The organism is Saccharothrix luteola (assembly GCF_020859565.1).
In the GTDB taxonomy this organism is placed as follows: Bacteria; Actinomycetota; Actinomycetes; order Mycobacteriales; family Pseudonocardiaceae; genus Actinosynnema; species Actinosynnema luteola.
In genome coordinates, this window is sequence record NZ_JAJHUO010000015.1 from 128,108 (window position 1) to 148,365 (window position 20,258).

The following is a 20,258-nucleotide window of genomic DNA, read 5'->3' on the forward strand; positions in this document are numbered from 1 at the left end:
CAGCACCAGTCATGGCAGACGGCGACGCTCTCTCCACCCACATCTTCGGCCTCCAGCTCGGCGCGTACATGGTCGAGTCCTTGCAGGAGGTCAGCGGGGTGACGATCGAGGAGGACGTGGTCGAGATCTCGCAGGTGACCCCGCAGGGCAAGCCGTTGCTGCGCAAGCAGCCCGGCGCCCGCAAGGGCGGCGAGATCACGGTCACCAGGGGGATGGACAAGAGCAAGGAGTTCACCAAGTGGCTCAAGGAGACGGTGAACAAGGGTGACGTCGAGACGGCGCGCCAGAACATCACCATCGAGATCATGAACAGCAAGGGCGAGACCGAGCGGCGGCTGAACCTGGTCAACGGGTGGGTCAGCCGCTGGGAGGGCCCGTCGCTCAAGGCGGGCGAGTCCAGTGCCGCGTTGGAGAAGGTGACCATCACCTTCGAGGACATCACCCTGGAGGACTGATGAGGCGTCGGGTGATCGGGCTGGACTCGTTGGACGAGCTGGCCGAGCCCGCGGACGTGGCGCCACCCGCCGTGGCGCGGGAACCCGCGTTGCGCACCGAGTTCGAGTTCGAGCTGCCGCGCGGCTACGTGGACGCGGAGGGTTCGGTGCACCGCACCGGGCGGATGCGGCTGGCGACGGCGCGCGACGAGCTGCGCCCGCAGATCGACCTGCGGGTCAAGGAGAACCCGGGCTACCTCAGCGTGCTGCTGCTCAGCATGGTGATCACCGAGCTGGGCACCGTGGACGAGGTGAACGTCGGCGTGGTGGAACGGATGTACGCCACCGACATCGCGTTCCTCCAGGACTTCTACCGGCGGATCAACAGCGAGGGGCACACGCGCGCCGGGGTGACGTGCCCGTCGTGCGGCAGCGGGTTCGAGGTCGACCTGGCCGGTGGTCGCCTGGGGGAATCGTGACGTACGCGGCCGACCGGCTGCACGAGGAGGTCGCGTACGTGGCCTACCACTTCCACTGGGAGCGGGACCGGATCCTCGACCTGGAGCACCACGAGCGCAGGCGGTGGGTCCGGGAGATCGCACGGATCAACACGCGGGTGAACGAAGGGGGGTGACCTGATGGGCTTCTGGGACAGGTTCCGCCGCAAGGCCGTGGCGCCGGCACCGGCTGCGGTGTCCGCTCCGACTCCTGGGTCCGATTCGGACGGCGGCTGGCGTGCGACCCGGCCGATGGAGGGGGTGATCCAGCGCAAGGGCATCGCGGTGAGTGACGGACTGCGGTTCCGGGGTGGCCTGGCGGCTTGGCAGGACCACACGTTGAGCGGCGACCTCGGCCACGCGGTCCTGCCCGGCGCTCCGGTCGGTGTGATGCACGGCCTGGCGCGACCCACCGGCGGGTCCGGCGGCTACGCCGGGAAGGACCAGCTCACAGTCGCTCAGCCCGACATTCCTGCTGGTCAAACTTCCCGCTCCCCCACCACCGGCACCACCGCCCCGGTCGGCAAACTCGGCCAGGGCGGCAAGGCCGGCAAGGCGGGCCAGGGCGAACAGACGGGACAGGTCGACCAGAAGCCAACGGTGGCACAGCGGTCACCGGCCACCCCAGTCGCCCGACTCACCCCTCCGCCCCCGGTGCCTCCGGCGGCTCCGGTGGCTTCGGCGGCTCCGGCGGCTCCGGCGGCAACAGTCGCGCAGCGATCACCCGCTGACTCGCCCGCCCGGGCTACCCAAACCACCCGAGCCGCTCGGATCGCTCCGGCAGGCCCAGCCGCCCCGGCCGATCGGGTCGGCCCGCCCATTCCAGCCACCCCGATCAACCCGATCGCTCAGGTCAGCCCGGTCGCTCAGGTCAGCCCGGTCAACCCGATCGCTCGGGTCAGCCCGGTCGCTCAGGTCGAGCCGGTCGAGCCGGTCGGGCCGGAGCCAAGGATCGTGCAGCGGTCACTCGCCACCCCGAGCGCCCCTGCCACCCCGACCTCTGCCCCTGCCTCCCAGGTCGCACCAACCGCACCCGTCGCCCAAGCTGCCCAGGAGCCGACCGTCGCGCAGCGGTCACCCATATCGCGCCCCTCCGTCACGCCGGTCGCCCCCATCTCCCCACCGGCGCAAGAGCCGACAATCGCGCAGCGATCACCGGTCACCCCGATGTCCCCGGTCACCCGAGTCGCGCCGGAGCCGCCTGTCCCGCAGCAGTCACCCGCAACACCGGTAGTCCCCTCCACACCAGCCACCCCAGCCGGCCAAGCGGCCCAACCGGTCCGAGCCAGCCAAACCACCCAAACGATCCGGGCCGTCCAGGATGCCCCCGTCGTCCCGGTGGCGCAGCGGCCGACGATTGCGCAGCGATCATCAGCCGGCCCGGTCCCACTCCGCCCCCTCGGCACCCCGCTGACCCTGGCACGCCGGGACGTGACACCGCTGCGGCCGATCCCGGTCGCCCGGACGACGAGCACACCGGCGGTGCAGCGCCGGGTCGTCGCCGAAGGAGCACCGACAAGACAAGAGTCGACCACCACACCCCGGGCCGCCGAGTCACCGATCGCACCGCCGGGACCGGGCGAGCCGGTCACTCCGGTGGCACACAGCTCGACCACGTCACCACTACCAGCCGGCCCCAGCGCCGGGCCGCAGCGGGCGTCGCGGACGGCGGCGGTCCTGGGCGAGCCGATTGCCCGGATACCGGCCGATGCCGTCGTGCAGCGCAAGCCGGAAACCGGACCGGCGCACCCACACCGCCCGTCCGCCCGCAGCAAACCGAGAACGGGACCGGCCCTGGGCGAGCCACTCGCGCGGATACCCGCCGACGCCGTCCTACCTCACGACACCGCTACCAAGCCGACCGGCGAACCAGCGCGAACGGCGACCGGAGACGTGGTGCAGCGCCGAGCGACAACCGCAACCACCGCGGACCGGCCGGCCGCACCGCACCGACGAACCGCCGGCGACCCGGACCACCAAACCGACCGCACCGCACCGACACCACGGCCACCAGACCGGGCACCACTTCCGGTCGTCCCGCTGACCCGCCCGACCGTGCAGCGCCACATCACCACCACACCCCTGCTCCCGAACCGGCCACTGATCTCCCCCGCCACCCCCGACCTCCCGCGGAACACGGCGAACCGGGCGGTCCCACTGAGGTGGACGCCCCGGGGTTCGGTGGCCCGCCGGCCCTCGGGCAACGGGAGCACCGGGCCCGATGTCCAACGCGCGCTGATCAAGGGGGACGCGCGTAGGCATCCGGCCCCGGCGCCACCCGGCACCAAACGGGCAGAGGACGGCCGGCGCGCCGTGGTCCGCCCGACGCCACCGGCCGATCTACGAGAAGCCGCGCACCAGCCGGTCAAACACCCGCCCGTCACCACGTCGAAGCCACCGACACCGCCGAAGCCGGTCCAAGCGGCGCCGGCGGTCCGCGTCACCACGACGTCCGCACCCGTCCAACGCGCCCCCGAACGCACCACCACCCCGAAACCCGCGGCCGAACGGCCCGGACCCACCCACCACGACCTCGACGACCTGGCCCGCCGGCTGCTCGAACCGGTCGGCAGGCTCCTGCGCGCCGAGCTGCGCCACGGTCGCGAGCGCGCCGGCCTGCTGCACGACCGCCGCCGCTGACCAAGCTGAACCGGGTCGACAACCAGGAGGCACCCGATGTCCGACACCCTCTTCGCCACGAGCGTCTTCTTCCGGCTCTCCATAGCGGGCAACGACCTCGGCGCCTTCCACACCTGCGACGGCATGGGCGCGCAGATGGAGGTGGAGCAGTTCGCCGAGGGCGGCAACAACGGCTTCGCCTGGCAGCTGCCCACCCGCATCACCTGGTCCAACATCACCATGACCCGCCCGGTCACCTCGGACACCGCCAAGGTCGTCAAGTGGCTCAACGAGGTCATCAAGAAGGTCGAGCGCAAGGACGGCGAGATCGTCGCCCTCACCCCGGACGGCACCCGGATCGCGGGCTGGCAGGTGCAGGGCATCGTCCCGGTCCGCTGGCAGGGCCCGTCGTTCGACCCGTCGAGCTCCCAGGCCGCCGTGGAGACCTTGGAGTTCGCCCACGAAGGCATCGACGCGTCCTGAGAGGTTGACATGGCAGGCAAACCGGGAGCGAGCCTCACCCGCGCCCAGCTCGTGATCATGGAACCGCCCGTGCGGGCCGGCGCGAAGCCGGGCGCCAAGCTGGCCACGGTGAAGTTCCAGTTCAACCCGAACACGCTGGCGCTGAGCAAGAACACCGAGTGGCGCCGCAACCCGTCCCGGCTGGCGGACGAGACGTCGATGCCGGAGTTCGTCGGCAGCGGACCGCGGAACCTGTCGGTCGACGTCTTCCTCGACGCCACCGCCACGCACGACAACTCGGTGGAGACCAGGGTGGAGCAGCTGCTCACCGCCTGCGTGCCGACCAAGAAGAGCCTGGCCACGAAGAAGCCCGCGAGCCCGTGGGTCCGCTTCGAGTGGGGCACGTCCAAGACCACGTCGTTCGACGGCGTGCTGTCGAACCTGTCGGTGGACTACTCGCTGTTCGACGTCGACGGCCGGCCGCTGCGCGCGAAGTGCTCGCTGTCGATCGAGGAAGCCGGCAGCGACACGCCCGGCCAGAACCCGACGTCCGGGTCGCGCGAGGCCCGCCGCACGCACCGCGTGGTGGCCGGCGACAGCCTGCCGCAGCTCGCCTGGCGCGAGTACGGCGACGCCACCGCCTGGCGGGTCATCGCCGAGGCGAACGACGTCGACGACCCGATGCTGCTCGTGCCGGGCGCGGAACTGCTGGTGCCCGCGATGGAGGAGGCCCGATGACACCGCCCGCGGGCAAGTCGTTCCGCTCGTTCGCCGCCGACCCGATCGTGACGGCGGCCTCGCTGTCGAGCACGTGGGACAAGAGGCTGGTCAGCTGCGTGGTCGACGAGAACGTCGGCCTGCCGGACCTCGCCGTCCTGACCTACCGCGACGGCAACCACGAGCTGCTGACCGACAGCAAGATCAAGATCGGCACGCCGTTGACGGTGTCGGTGATGACGGTCGAGAGCAAGGCGCAGGTGCAGCTGTTCGGCGGCGAGGTCACCGGGCTGGAGACTGACGGCGACTCGACCGGCTCGTTCACCGTCATCCGCGCGATGAGCAAGGCGCACCGGCTGTTCCGGGGTCGCCGGGTGGAGGCGTTCCACAACGTCCCGGCCACCACCGTGGTGCGCCAGGTCGCCCGCAACGCCGGGCTCACCGTCGGCCGCGTCGAGCTCTCCCCCGTCCGGTACGCGCAGCTCAGCCAGGCGAACGTGTCGGACTGGGAGTTCCTCCAGCAGCTAGCCCACGAGCACGGCGTGACCGTCCAGGTGGACGACAAGGGCACGTTGGAGCTGCTCAAGCCCAAGCCCGCGTCCGGCGCGCCCGCGCTCACCGACAACAGCCCGCTGGTGCTGCGGCACGGCGACCTGCTGTCCCTGCGCGCCTCGCTGACCGCCGCCGACCAGGTGGAGAAGGTCGAGGTGCGCGCCTGGGACGTGGCCACGAAGAAGGCGTTCGTGTCGGTCGAGCCGGCTATCCGGAGCAAGACCGTGCTGCCCGGTTTCGGCGAGTCCGTGGCCGGCAGGCGGACCACCACGCTGGTGGCGGACACGCCGTACAGCACGCAGGCCGAGACGGACACCGCGGCGCGGTCGCTCGCCGAGTCGGTCAGCGCCGGGCACGCGGAGATCGAGGCGGTCGCCAAGGGCCATCCGCGGCTGCGCGCGGGCGTGCCGATCGCGTTGGCCGACGCGGGGCCTGCGTTCAGCGGGCGCTACACCGCCACGTCGGTGCGGCACGTGCTGGAGCCCCAGCACGGCTACCGCAGCATCGTCACGGTGAGCAGCTCGCCGGACCGGTCGCTGGCCGGGTTGGCGCTGGGCGGCAACGCGCCCGGCCGCTCGCCGCGGATGCCGGGCCTGGCCACCGGGATCGTCACCGATATCAAGGAGGTCGGCCGCGACCAGCGGGGCTGGGTGCGGCTGAAGTTCCCCTGGCTGGACGACAACTACGTCACCGACTGGGTCCGCACCGTGCAGTGGGGCGGTGTCCGCGGCGGCGGCGTGTTCAGCCCCGAGGTCAACGACGAGGTGCTGGTCGGCTTCGAGCAGGGCAGCCTGGACCGCCCGTACGTGCTCGGCGGGCTCTACAACGGCGTCGACCAGCCCTCGCCGCACGACGTGCCGCTGGTGGACCGCACGAGCGGCCGGGTGAACCGGCGGTCCCTGGTGTCCCGCACGGGCAACCGGCTGGAGCTGCTGGACGGCCTCACCGCCGCCGGCGTCCGGCTCCAGACCGGCGACAAGCGGTTGGACATCACGCTGGACGAGAAGACCGGCGGCATCGACATCCGGGTGAGCACGCCGCGCGGTCGTCGGGTGCTCGGCTCGATCAGCCTGGACGCCCGCGGGATCACCGTGGACGCGGGGCTCGGCGACCTGGTGCTGAAGGGCAGGACGGTGTCCGTCGAGGCGACCACCTCGGCGTCCGTGCGGGGCGGCACCGACGCCTCCGTCGAAGGACGCGCCCAGGCCGTGCTCAAGGGCGCGATCGTCCGGATCAACTGACCCGAAGGAGATCACCATCATGTTCCCCGCCGCCCGGCTGGGCGACAAGACGTCGCACGGCGGCGCCGTCGGCACCCCGCCGCCCGCGGTGGCCGCCAAGGTCGCCACCGTCCTGATCGAGGGCAAGCCCGCCGCCGTCGGCGGCAGCCTGCACGTGTGCGTCATCCCGAAGGACGCCGTCCTGGGGCCCGCCAACGTCGTCAAACCCCGCATCGGCGGCCAGGTGCTCATCGGCGGCGTGGTCGCGGCACGGGTCGGCGACAGCACCACCTGCCAGGCGAACGTCCTCACCGGCGCGCCGACCGTGCTCATCGGGGGCCGGTGATGAGCGAGAGCTTCATCGGACGCGGCTGGGGTTTCCCGCTGCGGACCGGGCCGACCGGCGGCATCGGGATGGTCGAGCGCGAGCAGGAGATCACCGAGGCCATCCGGCTCGTGCTCGGCACCGCGCCGGGCGAGCGGCCGATGCGCCCGGAGTTCGGCTGCGGCATCCACGAGCACGTGTTCGCCTCGGCGGACGGCGCCACGGCCGGCCACGTCGCCCGCGAGGTGCGCGCCGCGCTGGACCGCTGGGAGCCGCGCATCGAGGTCGACGACGTCGTGGTCGCGTTCGACGCCGTCGAGGTCGGCACGCTCTACATCGACGTGCGCTACACCATCCGGTCCACCAACGACCAGCGCAACCTGGTCTTCCCCTTCTACACCATCCCGGCCGAAGGGAGCGCGGAGTAGATGGCGCTGCCCGCACCCAACCTGGACGACCGGCGCTTCCAGCAGCTCGTGGACGAGGCCAAGCGGTACGTCCAGCAGAGCTGTCCGGAGTGGACGGACCACAACGTGTCCGACCCCGGCGTCACCCTCATCGAGACCTTCGCGCAGATGGTCGACCAGCTCGTCTACCGGCTCAACCGGGTGCCCGAGCGCAACCACCTGGCGTTCCTGGACCTGCTCGGCGTCACGCTGTTCCCGCCGACCGCCGCGCGCGCCGACGTCACGTTCCGGCTGTCCGCGCCGCAGCCGCAACCCGTCGTGCTGCCGGTCGGCACGGAGGTCGCCACGGCGCGCTCGGAGAGCTCCGAGGCGGTCGTGTTCGCCACCACCGACGAGCTGGCCGTGGTGCCGTGCTCGGTCCGGCGGCTGGTGACCAGGGCGGCGTCGGGTGAGCACACCGACCGGACCAAGGACCTGGAGGCGGGCCACGACGTGCGGTGCTTCCAGGCCACGCCGACGCCCGGCGACGCGACGCTGTTCGGGCTGTCGGCCGCCGTGCCGCGCTGCGTGGTGGTGCTGCGGCTGGACAGCCGGGTCGAGGGCATCGGCGTCGACCCGCGGCAGCCGCCCCTGGTGTGGGAGGCGTGGAACGGGCAGGACTGGCAGCCGTGCGAGGTGGACGAGGACAGCACCGGCGGCCTGAACCGGCCCGGCGAGGTCGTGCTGCACGTGCCCGCCGGGCACACCGAGTCCGCGGTGGCGGGCCATCGCGCGGGGTGGCTGCGCTGCCGCGTCACCGAGCCGGTGCGGGAGCAGCCGTTCTACTCGGAGTCGCCGACCGTGCGGGAGGCCGAGGCGTTCACCATCGGCGGCACCACCGCGGCCGAGCACGCCGAGACGGAGACCGACGTGCTGCTGGGCGAGACGGCGGGCGTGCCGGGGCAGCGGTTCACCGTGCCGCGCGCGCCCGTGCTGCTGGACGGCGACCCGGTGGTGGTGCGGGTGTCGGCGGGCGACGGCTGGCAGGACTGGACCGTGGTGGACCACTTCGGCGAGTCGACGCCGCAGGACCGGCACGTGGTACTGGACGCCGTGCGCGGCGAGTTCCGGTTTCCGCCGGCGGTCCGCGAGGCGGACGGGACGCTGCGCCGCTACGGGGCCGTGCCGCCGAAGGGTTCGGTGGTGCAGGTGCCCCGCTACCGCACGGGCGGGGGACGGGCGGGCAACGTGGCGCGGGGCGCGATCTCCGCGCTGCGCAGCTCGGTGCCGTACGTGGCGGCGGTGGAGAACCGCGAGGCCGCGCGTGGCGGCGTCGACGGTGAGACCGTGGCCGAGGCGAAGGTGCGCGCGCCGCACCAGCTCCGGGTGCAGGAACGCGCGGTGACGGCCGCCGACCACGAGCACATCGCCAAGCTGGCCGCGCCGTCGCTGGCCAGGGTGCGGTGCCTGCCCGACGGTCCGGGCGCGGCGCGGGTGCTGGTGGTGCCCGACGCCGTGGCCGACGAGGGCGACCGGCTGCGGTTCGAGCAGCTGGTTCCGACCGAGGACGTGGTGTCGGCGGTGGCGCGGCGGTTGGACGAACGGCGGCTGCTCGGCACCCGGCTGGTCGTGGAACCACCGCGCTACCAGGGCATCACGGTGGTCGCGCGGGTGGTGGCGCCGGCCGCGGAGGGCAACCGGGTGCGTGAGGACGCGCTGGACGCGCTCTACCGCCACCTCAACCCGCTGCGCGGCGGCACGGAGGGCGCCGGGTGGGAGTTCGGCCGGCCGGTGCAGTACGGCGAGGTCTTCGCGGTGCTCCAAGGCGTCGGCGGGGTGCGGCTGGTGGAGGAGATCCGGCTGTTCCCGGCCGATCCGATCACCGGGGCGCGTGGCGCGCCGGTGGACCGGGTCGAGGTCGCGCCGAACGCGCTGGTGTTCTCCTTCCAGCACCAGATCGTGGTGGTGGGGTCGTGAGCCGCGCCGCGCTCCCGGAACTGCCCAGCCGGTACCCGCTGGGCGCGATGCTGCCCTCGCTGTACGCGGCCGACGACTTCGCCCAGCGGTTCACCTCGGGCCTGGACGCCGTGCTGTCCGCGATCCTGTCGACCCTCGACAACCTGGCGGAGCACTTCGACCCGGACCTCGCGCCCGCGGACTTCGTGACCTGGCTGTCGTCCTGGGTGGCGGCGGACCTCGACCCGGCGTGGCCGGAGCCGCTGCGCCGGGAGGCGGTGCGCCGCGCCGTCGAACTGCACCGCCTGCGCGGCACCGCACGTGGTCTCGTCGCGCGGTTGGAGCTGTGCCTCGGCGTGCGGGCGGAGGTGGTCGACGGTCCCGGCGCGACGTGGTCCACCCGGCCCGACACCGCCCTGCCCCGCGCGTCGGACGTCGTGCTGGTGCGGGTGCGGCCGGGCCGGTCCGGCGCGGTCGACCGGGAGCGGGTGGTGGCGCTGGTCGACGCGGTGTGCCCGCTTCACGTGACCTGCGCCGTCGAAGTGCTCAGCGGGAACGGGGACTGACATGCGCCTGTGCACGCAGTGCGGCGCGCCCGTGCGCGACGCGGACGACTTCTGCGGCAACTGCGGCACCTACCTCGGGTGGGCCGCGGAACCGCCGGCACCGCAGGCGTCGGCGGACGCGGCCGAGGAGCGGCCCGGGCCGGTGCTGCCGGGTCGGCCGGAGGCGCGACGTCCGCTGCCCAGCGCGCTGGACGACGAGGTGGTCGTCGGGCCGCCGTGCCCGGCGTGCGGGGTCGCGAACCCGCCGGGACGCCGGTTCTGCCGCCGGTGCGCCACGCCGTTGCGGCCCGGCGTGAGCGAGGCGCGGGGTCGGCAGGCACGACGGCGGTGGCGGTGGCGCGGCGACACCTCGCGGTGGTTGCGCCGGCTCGTCGCGTTCGCCGCGGGCGCGGTGCTGCTCCTGGCCGCGATCGCGTTCTACCCGACGGCGTTGGCGCTGGTCGAGGACGTGCGCGACAAGACGTCCACCCCGGTCGCCGTCGGGCCGACCAGCACCACCGCCACCGCCGAGGTGCCCGGTCACCCCGCGGCGGCGGCCGTGGACGGCCTGTCGAACCGGTACTGGGGCGCGACGGCCGTGGGCGACGCGGTGGAGTTCGGCTTCGCGACCCCGTACCGGCTGCTGTCGGTGGTCGTGCACACGGGCGCCGGCGTGGAGGAACGCGCGTTCACCGGGCAGGCGAGGGTCGCCGCGATGGACATGGTGGTCATCACGGCGGACGGGGGCAGCCGCACCGTCCCGCTGCCGTTGGCCGACCGGGTCGGTCCGCAGCGGGTCGACACGGCGGTGAGCGGCGTCGTGCGGATCCGGCTGGTGGTGCGGGCCGCGGCAGGGCAGGCGCAGGGGCGGCACATCGCGTTGGGCGAGGTGGAGTTCTTCCGCCGGCCCTGAGTGTCCATTGCAGACTCGAGGACTTCAGGAAGGAGCGGCACGTGGACGTGGTAGTGGTCACCGGATCGGCGGGCCTGGTCGGTGGTGAGGCCGTGCGGGCGCTCGCGTCGAGGTTCGACCTGGTCGTGGGCGTGGACAACGGGATGCGGCGGCAGCTGTTCGGCCCGGCCGGCTCCGTCGCGGACAACCTGGCCGACGTCGAGCGCATCCCGAACTACCGGCACCACCGGGTGGACGTGCGCGACGGGAGCGCGCTCGGCACGTTGTTCGGCGAGTACGGCACGGACGTGCGGCTGGTCGTGCACACGGCCGGGCAGCCGAGCGGCGTGTGGGCGGCCGACCGGCCCGTGGCGGACCTGGAGGTCAACGCGGTCGGCACGATGACCGTGCTGGAGGCGGTGCGGCGGCACAGCCCCTCGGCGGTGGTCGTGCTGACGTCCACCACGAAGGTGTACGGCGACCTGTCGGACTCCCTGCCGTTGGTGGAGACCGACACGAGGTGGGAGATCGACCCGGCGCACCCCTACCACGAGCACGGCGTCGACGAGTCGGTCCGGCTGGGCGGGAACCGGACGTTCTCCGCGGTGTCGAAGCTGGCCGCCGACCTCGCCGCGCAGTCGTACGCGGGCCTGCTGGGGCTGCGGGTCGGCGTGTTCCGGTGCGGCAGCGTGACCGGGGCCCGGCAGGCGGGGGTCGAGCAGAGCGGCTTCCTGTCGCACCTGGTGCGCAGCGCCGTGCGCGGTGCGACGTTCCCGGTGATCGGGCACGGCGGCAAGCAGGTGCGCGACGTGCTGGACGCGCGTGACCTGGTGGAGATGTTCTGGCACTTCTACCTGGACCCCCGTCCCGGCGAGGTCTACCACGCGGGTGGCGGGCGGGAGCGGAGCACGTCGATCCTGGAGCTGATCGCCCGGTACGAGTACCTGACAGGGCAGGAGGTGCGGTTCGAGTACGTGCCCGAGCACCGGTTCGCGGACGTGCGGTGCTGGATCACCGATACCCGCAAGTTCCGGCGCGACTACCCGGGTTGGCGGCCGGCGCACGACCTGGGCGACGTCCTGCGGTCGGTGCACGAGCACTGGGTCGAGGTCGACCCGATCGGGCTGAGCGGTTCACCGGTCACCTCTTGACCGGCGGCTGTTCCCCGGTGTTGAGTTCGGAGCGCGTCTCTTCACGTCTTCACGTCATCCAGCGGGCGTGAAGAATCCTTTTAGACGCCCTTGAGACCGCGTGAAGCCGCGGCTCGCAGACTCGGTGGTGCAATCCGAGACTGCGGGAGGCAGCGGTGGAGCGAATCCGGGTCGTCGTCCAAGCGGCGGATCACCTGAGCATGACGGGCCTGATCACCTACCTCGGTTCGAGGCCCGACGTGGAAGTGCTGGACGGCGGCGTCCACGTGAAGCCGGACGTGGTCGTCATGGCGGTCGACCGGTTGGGGGCCGAGGTGGTGGGGCGGCTGCGCCGGGCCGCCGCGCACGTCGGCGCGCCGGTGGTGCTGATCCTCGACGAGGTCGGTGAGTCCGACGTGCTCACGGCCGTGGAGTGCCGGATCGTGGCGATCCTGCCGCGGGCCGCGGTGACCGACCAGCTGGTGCTGCGCAGCGTCCTGACCGCGGCGGCGGGTGGCGGTGCGATGCCGCCGAACATGGTGGCCGAGCTGCTGCGGCACGTGCAGCGGTTGCAGCGGCAGGTGCTGGAGCCGGATGGGGGACGCGACCGGCTGTCCGCGCGGGAGACGGACGTGCTGCGGTTGATGGCCGACGGGTTGGACACGGCCGAGATCGCGGGCCGGCTGTCGTACTCGGAGCGGACCATCAAGAACGTGTTCTACGGAATCACCACTCGGCTCAATCTGCGCAACCGGCCGCACGCGGTCGCTTATGCCCTTCGGAAGGGGATGATCTGACATGTCGGAGGCTCAGCCCGTGGCGAGGAAGGACGTGACGCGGAAGGACCCGGCCGCGCTTCGGCACGTGGTGGACCTGGCGCTGCGGGGCATTCGGGCCAAGGCCCGCACCCCCCACCCGGTGCGCCCTCATGGCGAGGCCAGGTGGGTGATGTCGTCGGACGGCGTCATCAACGCCCCCTCGCACGACGAGCCCACCACCACCGAGGCCTGACCCAACCCATTCGCCACCCACCTCACTCGCTTCGGAGATCACCCAAACGTGGCACAGGCGTCGGGGATGAATGGAAACGGTAAATTTGTTGCCGGGAAAAGAAGGTGTGGCACGACGGCCCGGAACGATCTGCCCAGCCCACCACCGCGCCTCCTCAACCCAACCCCGCGACCGACCAACCCTCACCCAACGACCCACCAGCCCACGTCCGCCACCCACCAGTCCCCGCCGCGGTCCACGAGACCTCGCCCAACGACCCACACCCAGCCACTGCCCCAGCGCCCGACGACCCGCCCGACGACCGGTGCCCAGCCGACCGTCCGCCAGGCCCAGCGACTCGCCGCCAGCGCTGCCCTGCGAGCCGCCAGCCCAACCCGACCCGCCGCTCAGCCCGAGCCGACTCAGCCCGACCCGCCTGGACCACTCGCCAGCCTGCTCGCAGTCCGCACGCTGGCTCAGCCCGAGCCGCCAGCCCGCAAACCAACTCGGTCCGACCCGCCGACCTCGCAAGCCCGCACGCCCGCTCAGCCCGACCCGCCCGACCCGCACGCCGGCTCAGCCCGACCCGCCGGCTCAGCCCGCCTCCGCGACCCGTGCGGCGGCCCGCCTCACGTCCCACCGCGCGCCGAAACCGCGGTAGAGGTCGATCGCCTCGCCGACGACGCCGGCGGCCTCCGCCGCCTCACCGCGACGGGCGAGCAGCACGGCCTGGTCCTCGAGGGTCTGCGCCAGCTCGAACGTCCGGCCCACCGCGCGGTAGTGGCCGATGACGGGCACCAAGCCCTCCGGGTCGGACGCCAGCACGCTCCGGCACCGCCGCGCCGCCGCAGCGGCACGGGCCGCCTTGGTCTCCCGAGCGGCCTCGGCCTCGCAGGCCTCGACGGCCGCTCGGGCCGTCGCCTGATCACCGCACGCCAACGCCTGGCGCACCAGCTCGGGCAGCCACTGGTGCCGCAGCATCATGTCCGCGTACCGGGTGTCGAGGATCGTGCCGAGCACCGCGACGGCACCCGCGTGATCACCCTCGCGGGCCGCCGCCATCGCCTGCGCAGCGACGAGGAAGTCGCAGTTCTCCCGATACGCCTCCGTCACCAGCGGCAACGTCAGTCCGGTGGTCAGGTGGGTGTCGAGCCGCTCGCCGTCGTCCCGGTGCGCGGCGATCAGCGCGACCACGCCGTGCAGCAGCACGGGCCCACCCTCGCGCAGGCCGAAACCGGTGAACTCGGGATCACCTACGACCGCCTCCAGCCGCCCCACCGCCTCGTCCCAACCACCGAGCCAGAACTGGTGCACGGCGGCGGCCAGGTGCAGGCCCGCCACCGGCGTCCCGCGCCCGGCCAGCTCGAACGCCGCCCGCAAGCTCGACGTCGCCTCCTCCAACCGGTCCAGGCACTGGAGCGTGAAGATCCGGTTGTCCAGCAACAACAGCCGCAGGTCGGTGAGGCTGACGTCGGTGCCGACCACGTCCAGCGCCTGGTCCAGGTACGCGACGGCCCGGGGGTAGTCCCGGCGCACGGCCTCGACCTGCCACAACACCTCCAGCGCCTGACCGATGGCGAACGGGTCGGCCGCACGCTCACCCGCCTCGATGGCCGCCCGCGCGCTGGTCTCGGCCCCGTCCAACTCTCCGACGCCCGCCCGCTGCACCAACGCCAGCAACGACAACAGCCGCGCACGCCACATGTCCGACAGCACGGGATCGGCCAACGCCTCCCGCGACGCCGTCACCGCCTCCTCCGCCCGCGCACCCCGGTAGGGCATGTACGCCAACGTCCAGCGCACCTCCGCGATCAGGTCCGGCGACCGCAACCTCGGCAACGCCCGGCGCGCGTGCTCCTCGGCCTCCGCGTCCCGCCCGATCCGGAACAACGCGCTGCTGAGGTGCGCCATCAACGTCGCGTCACGCTCGTCCCGCGCGACCGACGACCCCAGGCAGCGCTGCAACAGCTCGACCGCCACCAACGGCGCCCGGTAGACCAGGGCGGGCGCCTGCGCGACCAGCCAGTCCACCACCCACGAACCGACGTCGCCGGACGCGGCCAGCAGCTGCTCGGCCACGTGGTCCACGGGCGCACCGGACGCCGCGAGCGCTTGCGCGGCCTGCTGGTGCAACGCGGTGCGCAGGGCGGCGGGCGTCCCCTCGTACAGGGCCTGCCGGATGAGCGGGTGCCGGAACGCCATCCGCGGACCGGCGTCACGCAGCACTCCAGCCGCGACGGCCTCCTCCAGCCGTCCGGCGAGGTCGAACACGGGCGTGCCGAGCACCACCGACAGGTCGCCGACCGCGAACTCGCCGCCGAGCAGGGCCGACCACCGCAGCACCTCCCGGGTCGGGTCGGACAGGAAGTCGAGCCGGCCGGTCACCGCGGACACCAGCGACACCGGCACCCGGTCCAACGCGTGCGCGGCGACGTCCGCCACCCCGGTGTCGACCTCGACGACCCGTTCGCGGACGAGCGCGTCGGCGACCTCGCGCAGGTACAGCGGGTTGCCGCCGGCGCGGGCGGCGATCCGCCGCAGTCCCGGTCCGGGCGACGCGCCGACCAGCCGTCCGACGAGACCGGCCACCTCGGTGTCGGCCAACGGCGCCAGGTCGAGCACCGCGCCACCGCCCGACTCGACGTCCCGGCGCAGTCGCGCGACCTCGGCCCGGTACGGCACCGGCCTGGCCGCGCCGACGAGCAGCAGCGGCAGCCGGCGGGCCACGGTCGTCAGCCGGTGCCACACCTGGGTGCTGGTCTCGTCCGACCACTGGAGGTCGTCGAGCGCGAACACCAGCGGACCGTCCGCGCACAGCTGTTCCACCAGGGCCACCAGCCGGTCGACCGCGCCGAACACCGGGTCGGAGTCGGCGAAGATCGACCCGGCGGGCCGTTCCTGGCGCAACGCCCTCGCGGTCGCCGCCCGCCTCGGGTCGGGCGAACGCGTCTCGACGCGCAGGCAGTCCAGCGCGAGCCGCAGCGGGAACCGGCTGCCGAGCTCGTCGGCCACGGCGTGGGCGACCTGGTGCCCGGACCGGGTGGCCTGCGCCAGCACCGCGCCCAGCAGCGCCGACTTGCCGATGCCCATCTCGCCTTCGATCCACAGCAGCCGGCCCGCGCCGGTGGTGACGTCGTCGACCACCCGGCGCACCGCCGCCAGCTCCACGTCCCGGCCCACGAGCCCCGCGTCGGACGGCGGGTCGACGGGCTCTACGAGGGACGGTCGTCGCACGGCGGTCACCGGCTCCGGGTCCGTGCCGCTGAGGATCTGCTCGTGCGCGGCGCGCAGCCGCCGTCCCGGCTCGACCTCCAGCTCCGCCACCAGGACCCGGCGCGCGTCGCGGAACACCTCGAGCGCTTCCGCGCTGCGCCCGGACCGGTGCAGGGCGAGCATCAGCAGCTCACGCGCCCGTTCCCGCAGCGGTTCCTCGGCCACGAGGTCGACCAGCTCGGCGACGACCTCGGCGTGCGCGCCGGAGGCGAGCGCGGCCTCGGCGCGCAGTTCCCGCGCGGTGGTCCGCGCTTCGCCGAGCCTGCGCCGCTGCGCCTCGGCGAACGGACCGGTCAGCCCCGCCAGCGCCTCGCCGCGCCACAACGCCAACGCCTCGTCCAGCGAGCGCCGGGCGGCGCCGGGGTCGCCGTCGGCGAGCTGCCGCCGGGCCTGGTCCCGCGACGACTCGAACGCCGCCACGTCCAGCCCGCCGTCCACCAGCAGCCGGTAGCCGGAGCCGACCGACAGCAGCGACCGCGCCGGGACGCCACGCGGCCGGTCCGGTTCCAGCGCCTTGCGCAGCGTCGACACGTAGGTGTGGACGCTGCCTTCGGCCGTCGGCGGCGCGTCGGCACCCCAGACGCCCGCCACCAGCTCGTCACGCCCCACGCCTCCGGAGCGCAGCGCCAACATCGCGAACAGCGCACGTGGCCGCGAGGAGCCGAGGTCGACCTCCCGCTCACCCCACCAGGCGCGCACCGTACCCAGCAGTTCGACCCGCAACGCGCCCGTCATCCCGCAGACCACCTCTCGTCCGACACCCTGCCCGCGCACCGCGGCACCTCGACCCTCACCCCACCGACCGCCCCGCCCGACCGCGGTCCCTCAGCCGGCACCGACCCATCCGGACTCCTGCCCACGCATCCGGACCCGCGCCCGTCGCACGTCGTGCACCGCGCCCAGCCTTTCGTAGCCCGCCAACGCCTCGCGGAACGCCGCCTCGGCCGCCGCGCGGTCACCCCGTGCCGCGAGCAGCACCGCCGCGTCCTCCAACGCCTCCGCCAGCTCCACCGGCCGTCCCACGGCCCGGTACCGCGCCGCCGCAGCGAGCACCGGTTCCGGGTCTCCCTCCACCAGTCCTCGGCAGCGGGCTTCGGCGGTGGACGCCCGGCCGGGAACCCGTTCCAGCGCGGCCTCTTCGACGGACGCGGCCAACGCGCGCTCGGCGATGTCCGACCGCCCGGTCCGGATGGCGAGCCGCGCCACGTCGGGCAGCCACTGGTGCCGCCGGGGCAGGTGCGCGGGGTTGGAGGTCAGCAGTGGCTCCACGGCGGCGAAGGCCTCGTCGAGCCGGTCCGCGCGCTCGGCCAGCACCGCCCGTGCGACCAGCAGGAAGTCGCCGTTCTCCCGGTCGGACGGGGTGGCGGGTGGCAGGTCGGCGGCGACGCCGAGGTGGTTCTCCGCCACCAGGGTCCGGCCGCGTCGGGCGGCGATCAGCGCGGCGACACCGTGCACGAGCAGGAGCGGCCCGCGTTCACCGAGCCCGCCGGCCGTGCTGCCCGGGTCGTCGCGCAGCGCGTCCGCCTCGGCCAGCGCCCGGTCCCACCGACCGCGCCAGTAGTCCTGCACGGCGGTGGTGACGTGCGGGCCCATCCCGCCGGACCGGGCCAGGTCACGGGCCGCGCGCAGCACCTCGTCGGCCTCGTCGAGCCGGTCCAGGCTCTGCAGCGTGAAGGCCTTGTCGTCCAGCAAGCCGAGCCGCAGCGTGCCGAGGTCCCGGTGACCGTCGGTCAGGGCCAGCGCGCGGTCGACCCGCTCCAGCGCCTGCACGTGGTCGCGGCGGACCGTGCTGACCTGCCACAGCCCTTGCAGCGCGTGGGCCACGGCCAGGTCGTCACCCACGTCCTCGCCGCGCCGCAACGCGCGGTTCGCCGTCTCCTCGGCGGCGGCGACGTCGTTGAGGCCTTCCCGCTGCACGACCGCCAGCAACGACTCCAGCCGCGCGCGCCACAACGGCGGCACGGCGTCGTCCGCCACCGCCGCCCGCAACGCGTCGACGGCCTCCGCCACCTGCCCGTCCCGGTACCGGGTGTAGGCGAGGATCCAGCGCATCCCGGCGGCCCGGTCGGCGTCCCTGGTGCGGGCCAGCACGTACCGCGCCGCCGCCTGGGGCGAGCGGCCCAGCCAGAACATCAAGGTGGCCAACAGGGCGGCCAGCCGCTCCCGGCGTTCGCCGTCCACAGTGGACTCGGCGATCACCGCGCGGAGCAACTCGACGGCCGGGTCCGGCGCCCTGCTCACGAGCACGACCGCGTGCGCGACCAGCCAGTCCGCGGCCCACTCGTCCACGGTGCCCGGCGCGGCGGCCAACTGCCCGACGACCAGTTCGACGGGGGCGCCCGCCTCGGCCAGCGCGTCGGCGGCCTGGCGGTGCAGCGCGGCCCGGACGCCGGCGGGCACGGAGAGGTAGAGCGCCTGGCGGACCAGCCGGTGGCGGAACGCCAGCTTCGACCCGCCGTCGTCCAGCACGCCGGCGGCCGTCGCCTCTTCCACCGCGGCGACGAGGCTCCCCAGCCCGCGGCCCGTCACGGTCGCGACGTCGCCGAGGGCGAACTCGTCGCCCAACAACGCCGCCGAGCGCAGCACGTCCGTCGTGGCGGCGGACAGGAAGCCGAGCCGGCGGGCCATCACCGACACCAGCGGGCGGGGTAACTCCTGGTCGGCGTCCGCCGCCGTCTCGGCCAGGCCGCCGACCACCCGCACCGCGCGTTCGCGCAGCAGCACGTCGACGAGATCCTTGGTGTAGAGCGGGTTCCCGGCGGCCAGGTCGGTGAGCGCGCGCAAGCTCCGGCCGGGAGGAGCGCCGAAGCGCGCGGTGAGCAACGCGGTGACCGACTCGTCCGACAGCCTGCCGAGTTCGACTACCCGGCCGCCGGAGCCGACGACCGCGCGGCGCACCTGGTCCACGTCGGCGCGGCGGGGCACGGGCCGACCGGCGGCGACCAGCAGCAGGGGCCACTGGCGCGCCACCCGCAGGAGGCGGTGCCACAGCAGGACGCTGGCCTCGTCCACCCACTGGAGGTCGTCGACCACGATCACCAGCGGCGCCTCGTCGCACAGCTCGTCGACCAGGCCGATCATCCGCTCGATCACCAGCGGCACCGGGTCGTCGGACGCGTCGGCGGGGCGGCGCAGCGCCTGCGCCAACGCGGCCCGGCGCGGATCGCCGGAGGACTCGGTGACGTCGAGGCAGTCGAGCAGCACCCGCAGCGGGGTGCGCGGCCCGAACTCGTCGCCCGCCGCCCACGCCACCCGGCACCCGGCCTCGGCCGCCCGGGACAGGCCGGTGGCCAGCAGGGCGGACTTGCCGATGCCCGGTTCGCCGCCGACCCACACCGCGCCGCCCCGACCGGCGGTCAGGGCGGAGACGGCCGCGCGCAGCACGTCCGCCTCCTCCTCCCGCCCGACGAACACCGCGGGCTCGATCATGGGCGAGGCGCCGACCCGTGGCGCGGGGACGTCGTCGGCCTTGTCCTCCAACACGACCCGGTGCGCCTGCCGCAGCGCGGAGCCGGGCTCGATGCCCAGTTCCTCCACGAGCACCCGCCGTGCGTCGTGGTAGACCTCCAGCGCCTCCGCCTGCCGCCCGGCCCGGTGCAGCGCGGTCATGAGCAGGGCGCGCAGGCCCTCCCGCACCGGGTGCTCGCGGGTCAGCGCCGCGAGGTCCGCGATCACGTCCTCGTGCCGCCCGACGACCAGCGCCAGTTCGGCCCGCCGTTCCGCGGTGGCCAACCGCAGCTCGTGCAGTCGCGACCGCTGCGACTCCGCGAACGGGCCGGGCACCCCGGACAGCGCCTCACCCCGCCACAACGCGTGCGCCTGCTCCAACTCGGCCAACGCCAAGGCTGGTTCGCGGTCGGCCAGCTCCCTGGCCCGTTCGCGGTGGCGTTCGAACCGGTGCACGTCCACGCCGTCCACCGGCACGCGCAGGCAGTACCCGGACCCGGCGGAGGTGAGCACCACCCCGGCGGACCGCTTGGGCCGCTCCGGCTCCAACGCCCGGCGCAGGCCGGAGATGTAGGTGTAGAGGCCGGCGCCGGCCGTCGCGGGCGGCGAGTCGCCCCACACGCCGTCGATCAGTTCGTCCTTGGACACGGCCTGCCCGGCCCGGAGGGCGAGCAGGGCGAACACCGCGCGCTGCCGGGCGGTGCCCAGGTCGACCTCGATTCCGTTGCGCCAGGCCCGGACCACGCCCAGCAGTTCCACCCGGACGGGCACGGGCGCAGCCGTCACCGCGTCCGCCCGCCGCGGCCGGCGGGC

At 73.9% G+C, this 20,258-nt stretch carries 17 protein-coding genes; 15 read left to right on the top strand and 2 right to left on the bottom strand.

Going from position 1 to position 20,258, the window contains the following annotated elements; genetic code table 11:
* Positions 1-11: 11 nt before the first annotated feature.
* The 15 genes from LNK82_RS21665 to LNK82_RS21735 all read left to right on the top strand — a co-directional run bounded on the left by LNK82_RS21665 (position 12) and on the right by LNK82_RS21735 (position 12,746).
* The gene (locus LNK82_RS21665; RefSeq protein WP_053717825.1) at positions 12-455 is read left to right on the top strand and encodes a phage tail protein; all 444 of its coding nucleotides are present in this window, start codon (positions 12-14) and stop codon (positions 453-455) included.
* Entirely contained in the window at positions 455-913 is a 459-nt protein-coding gene (locus tag LNK82_RS21670; protein WP_230568860.1) for a hypothetical protein, read from the top strand. Before LNK82_RS21665 ends, LNK82_RS21670 begins: the two co-directional genes overlap by 1 nt.
* Entirely contained in the window at positions 910-1,068 is a 159-nt protein-coding gene (locus LNK82_RS21675) for a DUF6760 family protein (protein WP_230568861.1), read from the top strand. Before LNK82_RS21670 ends, LNK82_RS21675 begins: the two co-directional genes overlap by 4 nt.
* 2,176 nt (positions 1,069-3,244) lie before the next feature.
* Positions 3,245-3,571 (top strand): hypothetical protein, encoded by a 327-nt coding sequence (locus LNK82_RS21680; protein WP_230568862.1) that lies wholly within the window; start codon positions 3,245-3,247, stop codon positions 3,569-3,571.
* Between the two features lie 36 nt (positions 3,572-3,607).
* The gene (locus LNK82_RS21685; protein ID WP_230568863.1) at positions 3,608-4,033 is read left to right on the top strand and encodes a phage tail protein; all 426 of its coding nucleotides are present in this window, start codon (positions 3,608-3,610) and stop codon (positions 4,031-4,033) included.
* A 9-nt stretch (positions 4,034-4,042) separates the two neighbouring features.
* Positions 4,043-4,750 carry a CIS tube protein gene (locus LNK82_RS21690; RefSeq protein WP_230568864.1) on the top strand — a complete coding sequence of 236 codons (708 nt, stop codon included), beginning with the start codon at positions 4,043-4,045 and terminating at the stop codon, positions 4,748-4,750.
* Positions 4,747-6,522 carry a VgrG-related protein gene (locus LNK82_RS21695; RefSeq protein WP_230568865.1) on the top strand — a complete coding sequence of 592 codons (1,776 nt, stop codon included), beginning with the start codon at positions 4,747-4,749 and terminating at the stop codon, positions 6,520-6,522. Before LNK82_RS21690 ends, LNK82_RS21695 begins: the two co-directional genes overlap by 4 nt.
* 19 nt (positions 6,523-6,541) lie before the next feature.
* A complete protein-coding gene (locus LNK82_RS21700) occupies positions 6,542-6,847 on the top strand; it encodes a PAAR domain-containing protein (protein WP_230568866.1) in 306 nt (101 codons plus the stop codon).
* On the top strand, positions 6,847-7,254 hold the full coding sequence (locus LNK82_RS21705) for a GPW/gp25 family protein (RefSeq protein ID WP_230568867.1): 408 nt from the start codon (positions 6,847-6,849) through the stop codon (positions 7,252-7,254). The genes LNK82_RS21700 and LNK82_RS21705 overlap by 1 nt, the downstream gene beginning before the upstream one ends.
* The gene (locus LNK82_RS21710) at positions 7,255-9,189 is read left to right on the top strand and encodes a putative baseplate assembly protein (protein WP_230568868.1); all 1,935 of its coding nucleotides are present in this window, start codon (positions 7,255-7,257) and stop codon (positions 9,187-9,189) included. It abuts the gene before it with no gap.
* Complete coding sequence (locus LNK82_RS21715; RefSeq protein WP_230568869.1) at positions 9,186-9,734, top strand: phage tail protein; 549 nt, start codon at positions 9,186-9,188, stop codon at positions 9,732-9,734. The genes LNK82_RS21710 and LNK82_RS21715 overlap by 4 nt, the downstream gene beginning before the upstream one ends.
* Position 9,735: 1 nt before the next feature.
* A complete protein-coding gene (locus LNK82_RS21720) occupies positions 9,736-10,626 on the top strand; it encodes a zinc ribbon domain-containing protein (RefSeq protein WP_230568870.1) in 891 nt (296 codons plus the stop codon).
* Positions 10,627-10,667: 41 nt separating this feature from the next.
* Positions 10,668-11,756, top strand: coding sequence for an NAD-dependent epimerase/dehydratase family protein (locus tag LNK82_RS21725; RefSeq protein WP_230568871.1), 1,089 nt, complete (start codon positions 10,668-10,670; stop codon positions 11,754-11,756).
* Positions 11,757-11,911: 155 nt separating this feature from the next.
* Complete coding sequence (locus tag LNK82_RS21730) at positions 11,912-12,532, top strand: helix-turn-helix transcriptional regulator (RefSeq protein ID WP_230568872.1); 621 nt, start codon at positions 11,912-11,914, stop codon at positions 12,530-12,532.
* 19 nt (positions 12,533-12,551) lie between these two features.
* Complete coding sequence (locus LNK82_RS21735; protein ID WP_230568873.1) at positions 12,552-12,746, top strand: hypothetical protein; 195 nt, start codon at positions 12,552-12,554, stop codon at positions 12,744-12,746.
* A gap of 573 nt (positions 12,747-13,319) precedes the next feature.
* On the opposite strand, the gene LNK82_RS21740 is transcribed toward LNK82_RS21735, so the two are convergent.
* A complete protein-coding gene (locus LNK82_RS21740) occupies positions 13,320-16,772 on the bottom strand; it encodes an ATP-binding protein (protein ID WP_230568874.1) in 3,453 nt (1,150 codons plus the stop codon).
* Between the two features lie 51 nt (positions 16,773-16,823).
* Entirely contained in the window at positions 16,824-20,231 is a 3,408-nt protein-coding gene (locus LNK82_RS21745) for an ATP-binding protein (protein ID WP_230568875.1), read from the bottom strand.
* Between the last annotated feature and the right edge of the window lie 27 nt (positions 20,232-20,258).